Source organism: Rhodococcus sp. NPDC056743 (genome assembly GCF_042790355.1).
GTDB lineage: Bacteria > Actinomycetota > Actinomycetes > Mycobacteriales > Mycobacteriaceae > Rhodococcus_F.
This window is the reverse complement of record NZ_JBHTZI010000004.1, coordinates 15,823-29,028: the sequence shown is the minus strand read 5'-3', so window position 1 is coordinate 29,028 and position 13,206 is coordinate 15,823. Positions and strand designations below refer to the sequence as shown.

14 protein-coding genes and 1 pseudogene are annotated in these 13,206 nt (G+C 61.3%); 9 read left to right on the top strand and 6 right to left on the bottom strand.

Annotated features, from left to right (window positions below; all coding sequences use genetic code 11):
- Window positions 1-83: 83 nt before the first annotated feature.
- On the bottom strand, window positions 84-716 hold the full coding sequence (locus tag ACFRFQ_RS10150; RefSeq protein ID WP_378656421.1) for a helix-turn-helix domain-containing protein: 633 nt from the start codon (window positions 714-716) through the stop codon (window positions 84-86).
- Window positions 717-847: 131 nt separating this feature from the next.
- Between ACFRFQ_RS10150 and speB the strand changes: the two genes are divergently transcribed.
- The gene (gene speB / locus ACFRFQ_RS10145; protein WP_378656418.1) at window positions 848-1,819 is read left to right on the top strand and encodes an agmatinase; all 972 of its coding nucleotides are present in this window, start codon (window positions 848-850) and stop codon (window positions 1,817-1,819) included.
- On the opposite strand, the gene ACFRFQ_RS10140 is transcribed toward speB, so the two are convergent.
- Window positions 1,783-2,493, bottom strand: a complete 711-nt coding sequence (locus tag ACFRFQ_RS10140) for a class I SAM-dependent methyltransferase (protein ID WP_378656415.1) — start codon at window positions 2,491-2,493, stop codon at window positions 1,783-1,785. The genes speB and ACFRFQ_RS10140 overlap by 37 nt on opposite strands.
- Window positions 2,494-2,502: 9 nt before the next feature.
- Between ACFRFQ_RS10140 and ACFRFQ_RS10135 the strand changes: the two genes are divergently transcribed.
- Window positions 2,503-2,694, top strand: a complete 192-nt coding sequence (locus tag ACFRFQ_RS10135) for a hypothetical protein (protein ID WP_378656412.1) — start codon at window positions 2,503-2,505, stop codon at window positions 2,692-2,694.
- A gap of 162 nt (window positions 2,695-2,856) precedes the next feature.
- Window positions 2,857-4,458: an ABC transporter substrate-binding protein gene (locus tag ACFRFQ_RS10130; RefSeq protein ID WP_378656409.1), complete on the top strand. Its 1,602-nt coding sequence runs from the start codon at window positions 2,857-2,859 to the stop codon at window positions 4,456-4,458.
- Window positions 4,459-4,559: 101 nt separating this feature from the next.
- Here ACFRFQ_RS10130 and ACFRFQ_RS10125 read toward each other — a convergent pair.
- Both ACFRFQ_RS10125 and ACFRFQ_RS10120 read right to left on the bottom strand, forming a co-directional pair.
- A pseudogene (locus ACFRFQ_RS10125) lies at window positions 4,560-4,904 on the bottom strand (metal-sensitive transcriptional regulator); the annotation flags it as partial.
- Between the two features lie 269 nt (window positions 4,905-5,173).
- Window positions 5,174-5,917, bottom strand: coding sequence for a hypothetical protein (locus ACFRFQ_RS10120; RefSeq protein WP_378656407.1), 744 nt, complete (start codon window positions 5,915-5,917; stop codon window positions 5,174-5,176).
- A 310-nt stretch (window positions 5,918-6,227) separates the two neighbouring features.
- On the opposite strand from ACFRFQ_RS10120, the gene ACFRFQ_RS10115 reads away from it, so the two are divergent.
- The 4 genes from ACFRFQ_RS10115 to ACFRFQ_RS10100 all read left to right on the top strand — a co-directional run bounded on the left by ACFRFQ_RS10115 (window position 6,228) and on the right by ACFRFQ_RS10100 (window position 9,952).
- A complete protein-coding gene (locus ACFRFQ_RS10115) occupies window positions 6,228-7,658 on the top strand; it encodes an MFS transporter (protein WP_378656405.1) in 1,431 nt (476 codons plus the stop codon).
- A gap of 73 nt (window positions 7,659-7,731) precedes the next feature.
- On the top strand, window positions 7,732-8,259 hold the full coding sequence (locus ACFRFQ_RS10110; protein ID WP_378656403.1) for a carboxymuconolactone decarboxylase family protein: 528 nt from the start codon (window positions 7,732-7,734) through the stop codon (window positions 8,257-8,259).
- A complete protein-coding gene (locus tag ACFRFQ_RS10105) occupies window positions 8,243-9,577 on the top strand; it encodes an MFS transporter (RefSeq protein ID WP_378656401.1) in 1,335 nt (444 codons plus the stop codon). The genes ACFRFQ_RS10110 and ACFRFQ_RS10105 overlap by 17 nt, the downstream gene beginning before the upstream one ends.
- A gap of 171 nt (window positions 9,578-9,748) precedes the next feature.
- The gene (locus ACFRFQ_RS10100; RefSeq protein WP_378656399.1) at window positions 9,749-9,952 is read left to right on the top strand and encodes a hypothetical protein; all 204 of its coding nucleotides are present in this window, start codon (window positions 9,749-9,751) and stop codon (window positions 9,950-9,952) included.
- Window positions 9,953-9,956: 4 nt separating this feature from the next.
- Here the strand turns inward: ACFRFQ_RS10100 and ACFRFQ_RS10095 are convergent, their stop codons facing one another.
- Both ACFRFQ_RS10095 and ACFRFQ_RS10090 read right to left on the bottom strand, forming a co-directional pair.
- On the bottom strand, window positions 9,957-11,576 hold the full coding sequence (locus tag ACFRFQ_RS10095) for an ABC transporter substrate-binding protein (RefSeq protein ID WP_378656396.1): 1,620 nt from the start codon (window positions 11,574-11,576) through the stop codon (window positions 9,957-9,959).
- A 134-nt stretch (window positions 11,577-11,710) separates the two neighbouring features.
- Complete coding sequence (locus ACFRFQ_RS10090; protein ID WP_378656393.1) at window positions 11,711-12,289, bottom strand: CGNR zinc finger domain-containing protein; 579 nt, start codon at window positions 12,287-12,289, stop codon at window positions 11,711-11,713.
- A 63-nt stretch (window positions 12,290-12,352) separates the two neighbouring features.
- Here ACFRFQ_RS10090 and ACFRFQ_RS10085 point away from each other — a divergent pair, with 63 nt between their 5' ends.
- Both ACFRFQ_RS10085 and ACFRFQ_RS10080 read left to right on the top strand, forming a co-directional pair.
- A complete protein-coding gene (locus ACFRFQ_RS10085) occupies window positions 12,353-12,730 on the top strand; it encodes a hypothetical protein (protein ID WP_378656390.1) in 378 nt (125 codons plus the stop codon).
- A 92-nt stretch (window positions 12,731-12,822) separates the two neighbouring features.
- Window positions 12,823-13,167, top strand: coding sequence for a hypothetical protein (locus ACFRFQ_RS10080; protein ID WP_378656387.1), 345 nt, complete (start codon window positions 12,823-12,825; stop codon window positions 13,165-13,167).
- Window positions 13,168-13,206: the final 39 nt, after the last annotated feature.

Genomic DNA, 13,206 nt, shown 5'->3' with positions numbered 1-13,206 from the left:
TGACGTCAGTATGCGACGGGGACGACTACAAAGGGTGATCTGCGACGTCACATCTGTCAACTAGAGTTTCTCAAAACTCAACATTAGGCGGGTACTCGCGGCCCCTCCGGCAACGCCGGATTCAAAACCCACAAAACCTTTGCCCGCACTGCGCCCTCAGCCGAGAAACTGTGGTTGTGACGCGGAGCAAAGGTGAACGAATCCCCCACCTGCAGGACCACGTCCTCCGCGTCGACGGACTCACTTCCCTGATCAGTTCGCCCACCCTCGAACGACACCCGCAAGCCGCCTTCGAGGACGTGAACGAAGTTCACGTCGACCGGCAGGCTGTAGTACTCCCGCCCGCTTCCACCACCCGGTTCGATCTCGCTCATCAACACCTGGATGCGACGCTCATTCGACGGTGTGAGCAGGAACTCTGCCATCTTCTCGCCGCCGAAGCTGATCTGCGGCCTAGCCTCGGCGCGCACCACCTCACCGGCAGATGCGTTCTCGAACAGCGAGCCGACCGGGATCTCGAGCACCGCGCACACCTTGATCAAGGTCGCCACCGACGCGTTGACATGGTCGCGTTCGAGTTTCGACAGGTACCCCTTGGTGACGCCGCACGATTCGGCCAGATATTCGAGCGTCAACCGCTTCGACTGGCGGGCAGCCTTGAGCCTGGACCCGATCTGCGGTCCAGCCGGCTCCGAACTGTCCTTCGTCTTGACCACGCAGCAACTCCTTCAGCACAGCCCTGTCCCCTATAGGAAACAAGGGTTGACAATTGAGCCTCTTGAAGAAACCATACTTGCCTAGAGAGCTACATCATCGATGTGCCCATTCACGAGCAGGGACCCCGAACATGGCCACCAACAATTCCGCAGCCGACAGCTCCGGGGCACCGATCGGACCGGTCGACGCAACTCGCGTCCCCCGATATGCCGAACCGACCACTTTTGCGCGTCTGCCGCGACTGGACGAGGTGTCGCGCGCCGACGTGACCATCCTGGGAATCCCCTTCGATTCCGGGGTCAGCTACCGGCCCGGCGCGCGCTTCGGGCCTGGCCACATCCGCGCTGCATCGAAGCTGCTGCGTCCGTACAACCCCGCACTGAAGGTGTCCCCCTTCGCCAACCAGCAGGTTGCCGACTTCGGCGACATCGGCGTCAACCCCTTCGACATGCAGGAAGCGCTGACGACGATTCAATCCGCGGTCACCGACCTGCGCGCCGACGGTTCCTCGGTGCTCACACTCGGCGGCGACCACACCATCGCACTGCCGATCCTGCGATCACTCGCCCGCGATCACGGACCGATAGCCGTCCTGCACTTCGATGCCCACCTCGATACCTGGGACACCTACTTCGGCCAACCCTTCACGCACGGAACACCTTTCCGCCGCGCCAGCGAAGAGGGGCTCATCGACATGGAGCGCTCGCAGCACATCGGAATCCGCGGGCCGCTCTACAGTGAGCAGGACCTCGAAGACGACCGTGTGCTCGGCTTCCAGGTGATCCGCAGCGACGACTACGAGGTCGACGGCGTCGCGAGCATCGTCGAGCGCATGCGTAAGCGCCTCGACGGCGGCCCGGTGTACGTCTCCGTCGACATCGACGTACTCGATCCCGCCCACGCTCCGGGCACCGGAACGCCCGAAGCGGGCGGCATGACTTCTCGTGAATTGCTGAACACGCTGCGCGGATTGGTGGGTCTCAACGTGGTCGGCGCCGACATCGTCGAGGTCGCGCCGGCATACGACCACGCCGAGATCACCGGTATCGCAGCGGCTCACGTCGCTTACGAGTTGCTGTCGGTACTCTCGCTCAATCGCTGAAGCAGCACAACGGTATCCGTGGTGTGATGCATCTCGGGGTTCGCGGGAAGATCACGCTCCCGCGACTCCGAGACCAACACCTTCCACCCATCCGTGAACAACGATTCCACATATTCGGGCGTATGCAGCATTGCCCGATGATGTTCCGTGGGCGACTCGTGCGGCGAGTGGCCGACGATCAGCAAATGGCCACCCGGCGCGACCAGTCCGCCGAGTGCTCGGAACAGTTCACCGCGTGCGGGTTCGAGCATGTGGAAGAACTGCGCGGACACCAGATCGAAAGAACGCCCCTGCGGATCCCACTTGGTCAGGTCTGCTTCCAGCCACTCGATGTCAACGCCCGAGCCCTCGACATGGGCCTTTGCGCGACTGAGCGCCACAGACGAAATATCGGTGCCGGTAACTTTCCACCCGCGGCGTGCCAACCACAGAGCGTCGGCGCCCTCGCCGCAACCGACGTCGAGTGCGGTGCCGGGCTCGAGGTCTGAAGCCTCGGCGATCAACTGCGGGTTGGGGTTTCCGCTCCAGCGGGCTGGACGTTCCTCGTACAGTGAGTTCCAGAATTGTGCATCGGCCTTGGCATACGGGTTTTCAGTCGTGTCAGCTTGGTTGTGGTCTGCATGGTTGTGGTCTGCATGGTTGTGATCTGCATGGTCATGGTGTTCGTGGCTCATGTTTCCAGGATGACCACACTTGAAAACTTGCGCAACGTTCATTGCCGAAACAGCAACGCATCCGATTCGGAACTCCTGTATCGTCGCTCCCCCTTCGAGCCGACCGTCCTGATTTTGTTCGACGAGCAGCAACTCGTATGTGTTCCACCGACGTCCGTTCCCGCCGTCATACTCGCCGAAAACCGGGTGTCCGTGCGCTGAACCGATCCACAATCCCAGCTCTCGTGTGATCGGACAAAAATCTGCCGGATTTTCGTGAGGATCGACCGAGATGCCCGTCACGTCCTGCGCCAAGATTTAGCGGTCACACTCGAATGCGCCCTCACGATTCTCTCCGGGCCCCGGCTCCTTCACGGAGGCACAATGAAACACCGCTCCTATCCGACACTTGCAGTGGCCGCGGGGCTCGCGCTCGTGTTGTCGGCCTGCAGCTCTGGAGGCACGTCCTCGGGCTCCGGCGGCGGTGAGCCTCTGACAGACGGGACCTTCCGGTACGCGTTGCAGGGCGATCCGGGTGCACTCAACCCGATCATGTCCGGATCCCAGTCAACCGCGGACGTCTCGAGGCTGGCGTACGACTCCCTGGTCTACCAGGATCCCGAAACCAGTGAACTCAAACCGTGGTTGGCAGAGAAATGGGAAGAGACACCAACCTCCGCGTCTTTCACCATCCGTGAAGGCGTGACCTGTACCGACGGGTCGACCCTGACCGCACAGACCGTCGCCAACAACATCAACTTCGTCGCCGATCCTGCCAACGGTTCACAACAGCGCGGCACCACAGTTCCCGTCGGCGCGTCGGCAACCGCCGATCTCGCCACCCGCACCATCACGGTCACCACTGCGGCACCGACCCCGTTCCTCCTCCTCACCGTCAGTCGCCTCTCGATCATGTGCGACGCCGGGATCGAGGATCCGACCGCCTCGAACAAGAAGTCACTCGGCTCCGGCATGTTCGAAGTCACCGAAGTCTCGGCCAACGACCACTACACGTTCGAGCGTCGTGAGGGCTACCACTGGGGCCCCGACGACACCACCTCCGACACACCGGGCGTCCCCAAGACAGTCATCGCCGTCATGGCACCCAATGTCAGCACCGCCGCAAACCAGCTTCTCTCGGGCGAACTCAGCGCATCTCCGATCGCCGGTCCGGACAAGGATCGCATCGAAGCCGCCAATCTCGCCTCGGTCCAGCGCCCACTTCCGGCCGGTCAGATGTACTTCAATCAGATCGCCAACAATCCGACCAGCGATCCCGCCGTTCGAAAAGCCCTTGTCCAGGCAGTCAATCTCGATGATCTCACTGAAGTGATCACTGGCGGTCAGGGCACCCGTGCAACCAGTCTTGTCTCCGTCGAACCCCGCGCCTGCGTGTACAACTCTGTCGCAGGGATCATTCCGGACTTCGATCTCAGCGCGGCAAAGGCAACACTGGATGCGGCTGGTTGGACCGCCGGCGCTGACGGCAAGCGAAGCAAGGACGGAAACCCGTTGACCCTGCGCCTCTTCTACGCCGCCGGCGAAGATGCTCGCAGCGCAGCAGCCGAACTCGCTCAGTCGGCATGGTCCGATCTCGGCGCAACGGTCGAGGTGACGGGAGCCGACCAGACCAAGGTTGTCGACGTCATGCTCAGCGGTAAGGACAACAACCAGTGGGACATCGCGTGGATCCAGATCAACAACTCGATTCCCAGCGGGTTCGTCCCGTTCTTCTCCGGTCCTGCCCCGGCAGCCGGTAAGAATTTCTCGTCGATCGACAACCCCGCCTACGAAGCAGCCGTGGCCAAGGCCTCCGGTTTGACCGGCGACGCAGCATGCGCGGAATGGGCAGACGCCGAATCACAGATCACCAAAACGGTGTCCGCAGTGCCGTTTGCCGATACGGTCCTGAGCTTCTACTTCAACAAGTCCGGTCTCGCATTCGGTAAGACCTTCATCGGCTCTGCACTGCGCCTCTACCGGTAGGCCGGCCGATCGAACGCTGTGCGCCAACGAGATACGTCAGATCGCTGCGATCCGACGTATCTTGTTGGCGCACCGATCGTCTCGTTGTCGAGTTCGGTGGCCGATTCTTTGATCTTCGCATCCGCCTCGGGCCCACCGGCGACGGCAGCTTTGACCACACAGCGGCCGATGTGGTCCTCGAGCAGGCCCATGGCCACAGCCTGGAGAGCCTTGGTCATCGCCGAGACCGGCGTAAGAATGTCGATGCAGTACTTGTCTTCGTCGACCATACGCTGCTGTCCACGAGCTTGACCTTCGATGCGACGCAGACGCCCCAGGTAGTCGTCCTCGGCAGAGACGTAACCGCGTGAATCGTTCGTGCAGCACGCATCGTCAGTCGGATCACTGCCTGGGGCTCTGCTCGGTGCGCTACGTGGAGCACTGCCGACTTCTGTCGCTTCCGGCATTTGATGTCCTCCTGTTCGTCAAGGCATGACGGCGCAACAATTCTCATTTCCGAGTCGATGTGCGGATACTCTTCGGCTTCCGTTGTCCTGCAGAGCAATCACTGCACACATCGCCACGCACTTCGCTACTGCGCGAACAGATGGGTACATCGCGATCGCCCATGCCCGTTTGACTGTTGGTGACATACTGCCCTCCAGTTCGTAGGTGTCGCCTTTCAGCTATGTCGTTGCCGTGAAATGTATGTCGTTGCCGTGAAACGCATTCGACCTCAGTGCCCGTGGTGCGCGTGGCTCGTGTGTTCGGACTCAGTCGTGGTCGCATTGTCGGCCGTCAGTGTGAATTCCGCCGTATGCACCACTTCGTCATGTTTGAAGTCCAAGAACAATCGGTAATCCTCGGCGCTCGGCATGGTGGCGTAGAAGGTGATTGCCGGTCCAGCCGACGTGACACCGTCACCGGGATGGCCGTCCGGATGCACATGGAGATAGGTGAGGTCGGAGGCACGCAGCGCGACCAGATGCCCGTACGCGGCAAGGTAGGGCTGCAAGTCCGTGACAGGGATTCCGTCACGACTGACCGAGAGCGTGAGCTTCGATGCCTGGCCCGCGTGGGCCGCGCCTTCAATCGAGACGGTGTAGCCGTCGACCGTCGTGGCGGTAGCCGCGGCAGGCAACGGCCGAGGGTCATAGGAGCCGGCGACGCGAACATCCGCACTCAGCGTGATTCCGTCACCGCCGTCCGGGGTGAAGTCAGCGAAGACTCGATAGTCTCCCGGATGGGCAAAATCTACTGATACGTGCCAGTTTCCGGACTCGTCCAATTCGGGATGCACGTGCTGGAACCCGGTCAGGTCCAGACCGACGACGATCAGATGCAGCTGCTTGTCGTGGGTGTCCGCGTACCGAATCAGCGGCGCTCCGGCCGAATCCAGGATTCGGAATTGCAGAGGTACATTGCTGCCGACAGCCGCCGACGTTGCCAATTCCAGTGTGTAGCCGTTCTTGCTGGACATCTTGCCCTCCAAAGCTTAGGTCGGCAGCACTTCCGTTGCCGTCTGTGTGGGTTCTGCACTCCTTGAAGTCGAACCTATTGCAATTTCTACCATACCCCCCTAGGGTATGCAACGAGCGATCCGAGCACCGCGAATTCACTCGAAGGAGATCCGATGCGCACCCACGCCGAGCGCCGGTCGAATGAGTTCCGAGAGAATCACTTCCCCGTGCATTTCATCGTTGCGCTGTACCGATGTCGCAGCTACTCGCTTACGACAACCCTGGCCACACGAACATCACCTATACCCCGTACAGGTAAGGAACTTGAGAATGTCCACACAACCGCAATCCACCCGTAAGTGGTGGGCGTTGGCGTTGATCGCCGCCGCTCAGTTCATGGTCATCATGGACACCTCGATCATCGGTGTCGCTCTCCCCCAGATGCAGAGCGATCTCGGCTTCTCCCAGGAAAGCCTGACCTGGGTCTTCAATGCATACGTCATCGCCTTTGGCGGGCTACTCCTCCTCGGCGGGCGTCTCTCCGACCTGTTCGGCGCCCGCAGAGTGTTCACCGCCGGTTGGCTGATCCTGCTTATCGGTTCCGTTGTCGCCGGTGCCGCCGGTAACGTCGCCGTCGAACTTGCGGGCCGCGCAGTTCAGGGCGCAGGTGCCGCACTCATCGCGCCGTCGGCGCTCACCCTGCTGATGATGCTGTTCGGCAGCACGCAAAAGGAAATGACCAAGGCGCTGTCCATCTACGGCGCTGCCGCCCCAGCGGGCGGTACGGCCGGCGTGTTTCTCGGCGGCGTCATCACCGAATACACCAGCTGGCCTTGGGTCTTCTATCTCAACATCCCCATCGCAGTTATTGCATTGATCGCCATTCCCTTCCTGATGCCGAACGCACCGGCACGTACCGGGTCGATCGACTTCCTCGGCGCACTGGCGGTCACCGCTGGCCTCGCCGTTGGAGTGTTCGGCATCGTCAGGGCACCGGACGTCGGTTGGGGATCCGGGCAGACGTGGCTGGCGCTCGCCGTCTCGGCCGCTTTGTTGGGCGCATTCGTGTTGATCCAGTCCAAGCGCCGGGAGCCACTGGTGCGGCTGGGAATCTTCAAAGCACCCAACCTCGGTGCCGCGAACATCGCTCAGCTCGTCCTCGGAGCCGCCTGGATACCGATGTGGTTCTTCCTGAACCTGTACCTGCAGCAAGTGCTCGGATACAGCGCCTTCCCTGCCGGTGCGGCGCTGCTGCCGATGACGATCTTCGTCATGCTCGGCATGATCGTCGTAGCACCACGGGCCATGGCGCGCTTCGGCGCAAAAGCGATGATCGTAGCCGGATTGCTGGTCCTGGGAATCGGCTTGGGGTGGATGTCGTTGATCCGGCCCACCGGCAACTTCTGGGTCGACGTACTGCCGGCGTCTCTGGTGGCTGCGGCCGGTATGACGCTGGCGTTCATTCCCTCACTGGGTACGGCGATTTCGGCCGCACGCCCAGAGGAAGGCGGCTTGGCCTCCGGCATCGTCAACGTCAGTTACCAAGTCGGCTCCGCTGTCGGTCTCGCGGTGATGACCGCGATCGCAGCGGCGTTCGGCGCCGATCAACTCGGTGACCTGACGGAGTTGACGAACGGGTTCTCCGCAGTATTCCTCGGTGCAGGAGCCATCGCAGTGGTGGGCGCGGCAATCACCGCGGTAGTGATGCGGTCGTCCAAAGTCGAAGAGCCCGAAACCGTTCAATCCACCGTCAATTCTTGACCTACTCCGGTGGTGGGTTCGGCCGGCGATCACCGGTCGAACCCACCACTGTCGGAACCACTTAGGACTCGTCATGCCTCGCCTTGCATCTCTCACACCGGCCACCGCTGTCGGCACATCCAAAGACCTTCTCGCCGAGCTCGTCAACCGCCACGGACAGGTCGGCGACATGGTTACGGCGATGGCTCATTCGCCCGCCGTACTGGGTGGCTATCTGCAACTCAGCCGGGCAATGAAGCGAGCGAAACTCATCCGCAAGATCACCGAGCGAATCTCGATCGCTGTGCAGGTGCAGCAAGGTTGCGCTGTTTGCCTCGAATCCCACGTCGCCGCCGCGCACGCCAACGGCGTCGAATGGGACGAGATCGAGCGTGCCCGCGCGGGCACATCGGCCGATCCCGCAGTGGCGGCAATGATCGACCTCGGACTTCGCGTCTATCGGGAGCCTGCGTCGATTTCCGACGAACACATCGCGAGCCTGCGAGCGCACGGCTACGGTGATCGCGAGATCGCCGACGTAGTCGGAATCGTCGCCCTCAATGTCCTGACCGGAGCTTTCAATCTTGTTGCAGGAGTGAAACCAGATGAACCGGACCGCTAGGACCGTACCGGAACGGAACAGCCGGCGTCTGTTCCTGATTCGCGACTATCGCCTGCTCTTCAGCGCCCAGATCATCGCCCTGTTCGGCACTGGGTTGGCGACAGTTGCGCTAGGTCTACTCGCCTACGAACTCGCCGGCCCGAGCGCCGGAGCCGTGCTGGCCACCGCGCTGACGATCAAGATGTCCCTGTACGTCGTGATCGCTCCACTCGCGGCGGCATACGTAGACCGGTTGCCGAGACGGGCTTTCCTCGTTGCCCTCGACGCCATTCGCGCAGCGGTCGTGATCGCATTGCCCTTCGTCAGCGAGATCTGGCACATCTACGTGCTGGTAGGTGTTCTCCAAGCTGCGTCGGCAGCGTTCACTCCCACGTTCCAAGCGGTCATCCCTGACATCGTGACCGACGAGGCCGATTTCACCCGCGCGCTGTCGGCATCGCAGGTCGCCTACACGATGGAAAGTCTGCTCAGCCCTGTTCTCGCCGCAGTCGCTCTGTCCCTCATGACATTCAACCTGTTGTTCGTCGCCACTTCCGTGGGCTTTGCCGTCTCGGCACTGCTCGTGCTGGCCACCCGAATCCCCAACGCTCGTCCCAGTACTCACCGCAAGGCGTGGGATCGGATCGCGTCCGGAGTGCGAATCTTCGTGACCACGCCGCGACTGCGCGGCATCATGGCGCTCAACCTCGTGGTGGCAGCATCCGGCTCGATCGTCGTCGTCAACACCGTCAATTACGTCCGAGACGCGCTCGGCGGAAGCCAATCCGACGTCGCCTGGATGCTTGCCGCATCGGGCACCGGCACATTGGTGACCGCACTGCTTCTTCCACGCATTCTCGACAGAACCGCCGAACGCACCGTGATGACAGCAGGTTCCGTCATCTTGGTCTTCAGCGCCGGCGCGGCAGCATCCCTCGCCGTGGCCGGTGTATTCACGTGGACACTCACAGCCGCAGTATGGGCGCTCATCGGCGCCGGGATGGCCATGATCGTCACACCGACCGGAAAGGTGCTTCGGCGCTCCGTCGACCCCGCCGGAATTCCGGAGGTGTTCGCAGCCCAGTTCTCCCTGTCGCACCTCGCCTGGCTTGTCACCTATCCGATCGCCGGATGGGTCGGCACGAGCGCGGGATTTGCGGCCACCTGGAGCATCCTTGCAGCCCTTGCGATTGTGGGAGCCGTTGCAGGATTTGCACTTTGGCCGCGGGAGGAGGGCACCGAAACGCCGGCACCGTCGAGCGTCGTCGCAACGTACGAAACAGCGCAAGGTGAATGCACCTTGGCGGCTGCCCAGTGCTCCTGCGCTCGCATCGTCTGATATCGACGATAGGTCCCGACCTCCTCGAAGGAATCCGTCCTCACCCTGACCCAGTGCGCAACACACACGGCCAGGCCCCGGCGGAGTCCAACTCCGTCGGGGCCGACGCGTTTCACGCATTTTGCAGTTGATTCACCTGCGAACGACAGTTTCGTGACATGCTCCGTTGAGATGGGTGCTGGTTCGATACTCGGGGAAAGGAATGCTGCGATCGCCGCTCCTCGTGCTGACGTCGCCCTTGCCGTCGCCGCTGCTGCCGTACTGGGCATCGGCGTCGGGGTTCTTCTTGCCGACGTCGTAGTCGGATTGGCTGCAGGTGCGGGTGCTGCGGTGGTATTTCGATTTGCACTTCGGATGATCAATACCCGAAGGTGAGCGTTTACCGAACGGCCGACTCCAGGACACGGATCGCCGAGCCCGGAATGATTCCGCCGGACGGAGGGTAGATCGAGGTTGCCCCGTTGAAGAACAGGTGCGAGGGCGTGGTCGATATCGGCAACAAGTCGACGTCGTTGAACAACGCCCGCTCACTTTCCTCCCAGATCTTGCAGGACTCGTCGCCGGGAAGAAGCGAAGCCTGAGTGGACAATTCGATGTACTTCTTGTTGTCGAGGGAAGCGAAATTGACCCCTTCCGGTTTCGGTGGACCAGTGAAGTACTTCGCAAAGATACTTGGTGTGTCACTGCCCAGCGTCAATCCGATGGAGACGTCCCACGACGACAGGTCGGTGGTGCTGAACGTGTTTGCGATGACGAAGCTGTAATCGCCGCCGGTCAGTTTCACCTTCGCACCCAGTCCTTCCCATTGTGTCGCTACATATTCCGCGGCGGCAGAGTTCGTATCACGCGCATTGTTGAAAATCACGTTGAGGGTGAGCGGTCGCCCGTCCTTGGTCAGGACGCCATCGGAACCCGCCTTCCAGCCGGCGTCGGACAGAGTCTTCTTGGCTGCGTCGACGTCGAACTTGGGAATCGTTCCTTCGACACTGTTGTAATCGCACGCAAGGGGTTCCGATACTGCGAGTGCGCGTGCGCGAGTTCCCTTACCGCCGGTGGCGATCTCGGTGTAGTCGTCCAGATCGACTGCTTGTACCAGGGCCTGCCGCACAGCACGGTCCGCCGTGGGTAGGGCCGCGAAATGATTGAAGATGAACTCTCCGGACAACGTGGTGTACGTCTTCGAATCCAGACCCGCCGCCAAGACTCGTTCCTCATCAGCGCCGGCTACCGCTGCCGCGTTGACCCCGCCGGTGAGAACAAGATTCGCGGTTGTACTCGGGTCGGTGACAATCTTGATCGTCACGGTCTTCGGTACTCCGAGAGTGTCGGAAGTGGTCTCTCCGTTCGGACTCCAGGTGTATCCGTCGCGGCGTTCCATCGTGATGTGATCATTGGGAACAACTTCGGTGACCTTGAACAGACCCGTTCCGTTGCTACTCGAACGGATGCTGGCCGGGTCTTCGAGCGTCGCGGCACACGGAAGGCGCATCGAGCCTATCCGCGAGAGCAGAAAGGGTGCCGGTTCGGCGGTGGTGACCGTCAATTCGTCACCATTCGCCGACGCTGAAGTCGACATGGGCACAGTGGATCCGCGCAGCGGTGAAGCGTTTTCAGGGTCCATGACCCAGTTGATGTCGTCGGCCGCCGTCTGGGCGGTGAAGGAAGTACCGTCGACGCAGGTGATGCCCTTCTTGAGCACGAACTTCAGCGTGTTTCCTTCTTCACTCCAGCTTTCAGCCAGGTACGGACGCACAGCGCGTGTTTGCGCATCGACGTCGATCAACGAATCGTACGAGTACGCGTTCACGATCTGAGTCGAGGTGAGATTGGTGATCAGAGGATGCAGATTTCCAGGATCGGCGTTGATGACAGTCGTGAAACTGCCGTCCTTTGCATACTCGCCGACCGAACCTTCCGAACTGGACGCACCACCACACCCGGCCAGGGCGAACACGCCAACGCTGATAACTGCTGTCGCGGAGACAGAACGAGCTTTCATACCAGCCGCCATCTACTAGAAGTTGCCATGGCGACAATGGTGCGGGACTGGCGTGGTCTGGATCTCGTTGAAGTCACCCATACAGTTGGACGTACTCTGTTCGATTGTCACTATCGACCGGGCAATCACAGCGACTAAGTACGACGCTGTCGTTGCCGATGATTCGCGACGTTGATTCGGTTGCCACACAACGCCGGCATGCAGTAGCGGCGTCGCCCTCCCCGGCTTGTATCGACAAACACCCCGTTGCACGTCGGCGACGCGCATGGGCGGAATCGTTCGTACCCCAATGTGCGCAGAGTCCCCAGCAACGAGTAGCCGATCAACAGCGCAAGTTCGCCGGCGAGATTGATTCTGCTGTCCGGTACCGCATTCCATCGATAGTCGGACCGGGCATCAGGCACGAGTCGGACGTGATGCGGGACGGTCTGCAGGAGTCGATGAGTGCGATCAACGAGCTCATCAGAAGTCGGAGCATCGAGAATCGAACGAATCCCCTCTCTGAGTTCCTTGACCTCAGCAAGTTCACCGCTGGTAAGCCGACGTCCGTTGGTGAGCGCATCCGGCGAGAGTCCATGTTCGTCCAGTAGATCGTGAAGCGCCTGAGGGGCAGCCAACGCGTCACCTGCCTCCACCCACACGCGGGGCGAGGTATTGACCAAGTCGGTCGCAAACGACGCACCGGCGACGTAATCGTCTAAAACTACTTGCATCCCTTACCGTCCTGCCCTACCGTAATTGAATAACCTAACTTTACACCTTACGGAGGCGGCGGGATGGAACATTGCGCAGACCACAGGCTGCCCGAGATACTCCGAGACACTCACCACCGATTGCGCCGCGCCGGCACCGTGGCATCGCAGACACCCGTCGTCGCTGCCGATCTCTACTGGTCGATCGGCGCGCTCGCCCAGTGCCTGACCGCGATGGACGAGGTCATTTCACAACTTGGAATCAATGCCCGAAAGCAGTTGCGCGCTGGAAAGTTCGACGTCCAGAGCGGACCGTACGAGGGAGAACCCGACGCGGCGCTACTCACGGCGGTTCTTGCCCTCGCCCGAGCATCGAGCAGTTGCGAACCAGTTCAGATGGCAATCGGCAACGCCCAGATCGCGGTGAGTGATCTCGTAGTGTCAAGGCCCACCAGCGCCTAACGCCCGAGCTTGCGGCCCGCTCCAATAGAGACTGTATGGTTGGTTTCTGGGTAACCAACAGAGCATCGACCAGCAGGAGCCGGGTTATCACTGTGAGTGCAGGAGCATCGACAATCTACGAGGACCGAACGGTCCGGCTCGACGATCAGGGCGTCACGATCCGCCACTACTATTTCCCGTTTGTCAGTAAGTACGTTCCGTACTCGCAGATCCAATCCGTCGACCTCGGAGTCATGTCATGGCTGAGCGGACGCCTACGAATCTGGGGAACAACAGATTTCAGCTCGTGGTACAGCCTGGACCTGCTCCGGCCGTGGAAAGACACAGCCGTCGTTCTCACACTCACCAGCCGCGGCGCGGTGTCGTTCACTCCGCGCGATCCCGGACACGTCGAGAATCTGATCGCAGAGCACCTCGAAGGGCGCACCGGCGCATGATGATCAGCGCCTATCCAGCGTAGGCGTGGCGCACGCAAT

Bases quoted from the DNA above. Each gene is read 5' to 3' on its own strand.
- ACFRFQ_RS10110 (WP_378656403.1), top strand. From the start codon at position 7,732: ATGCCTCGCCTTGCATCTCTCACACCGGCCACCGCTGTCGGCACATCC.
- ACFRFQ_RS10120 (WP_378656407.1), bottom strand. From the start codon at position 5,917: ATGTCCAGCAAGAACGGCTACACACTGGAATTGGCAACGTCGGCGGCT.
- ACFRFQ_RS10085 (WP_378656390.1), top strand. From the start codon at position 12,353: ATGGAACATTGCGCAGACCACAGGCTGCCCGAGATACTCCGAGACACT.
- ACFRFQ_RS10130 (WP_378656409.1), top strand. From the start codon at position 2,857: ATGAAACACCGCTCCTATCCGACACTTGCAGTGGCCGCGGGGCTCGCG.
- ACFRFQ_RS10140 (WP_378656415.1), bottom strand. From the start codon at position 2,493: ATGAGCCACGAACACCATGACCATGCAGATCACAACCATGCAGACCAC.
- ACFRFQ_RS10115 (WP_378656405.1), top strand. From the start codon at position 6,228: ATGTCCACACAACCGCAATCCACCCGTAAGTGGTGGGCGTTGGCGTTG.
- ACFRFQ_RS10090 (WP_378656393.1), bottom strand. From the start codon at position 12,289: ATGCAAGTAGTTTTAGACGATTACGTCGCCGGTGCGTCGTTTGCGACC.
- ACFRFQ_RS10100 (WP_378656399.1), top strand. From the start codon at position 9,749: ATGGGTGCTGGTTCGATACTCGGGGAAAGGAATGCTGCGATCGCCGCT.
- ACFRFQ_RS10095 (WP_378656396.1), bottom strand. From the start codon at position 11,576: ATGAAAGCTCGTTCTGTCTCCGCGACAGCAGTTATCAGCGTTGGCGTG.
- ACFRFQ_RS10105 (WP_378656401.1), top strand. From the start codon at position 8,243: ATGAACCGGACCGCTAGGACCGTACCGGAACGGAACAGCCGGCGTCTG.
- ACFRFQ_RS10135 (WP_378656412.1), top strand. From the start codon at position 2,503: ATGACCACACTTGAAAACTTGCGCAACGTTCATTGCCGAAACAGCAAC.
- speB (WP_378656418.1), top strand. From the start codon at position 848: ATGGCCACCAACAATTCCGCAGCCGACAGCTCCGGGGCACCGATCGGA.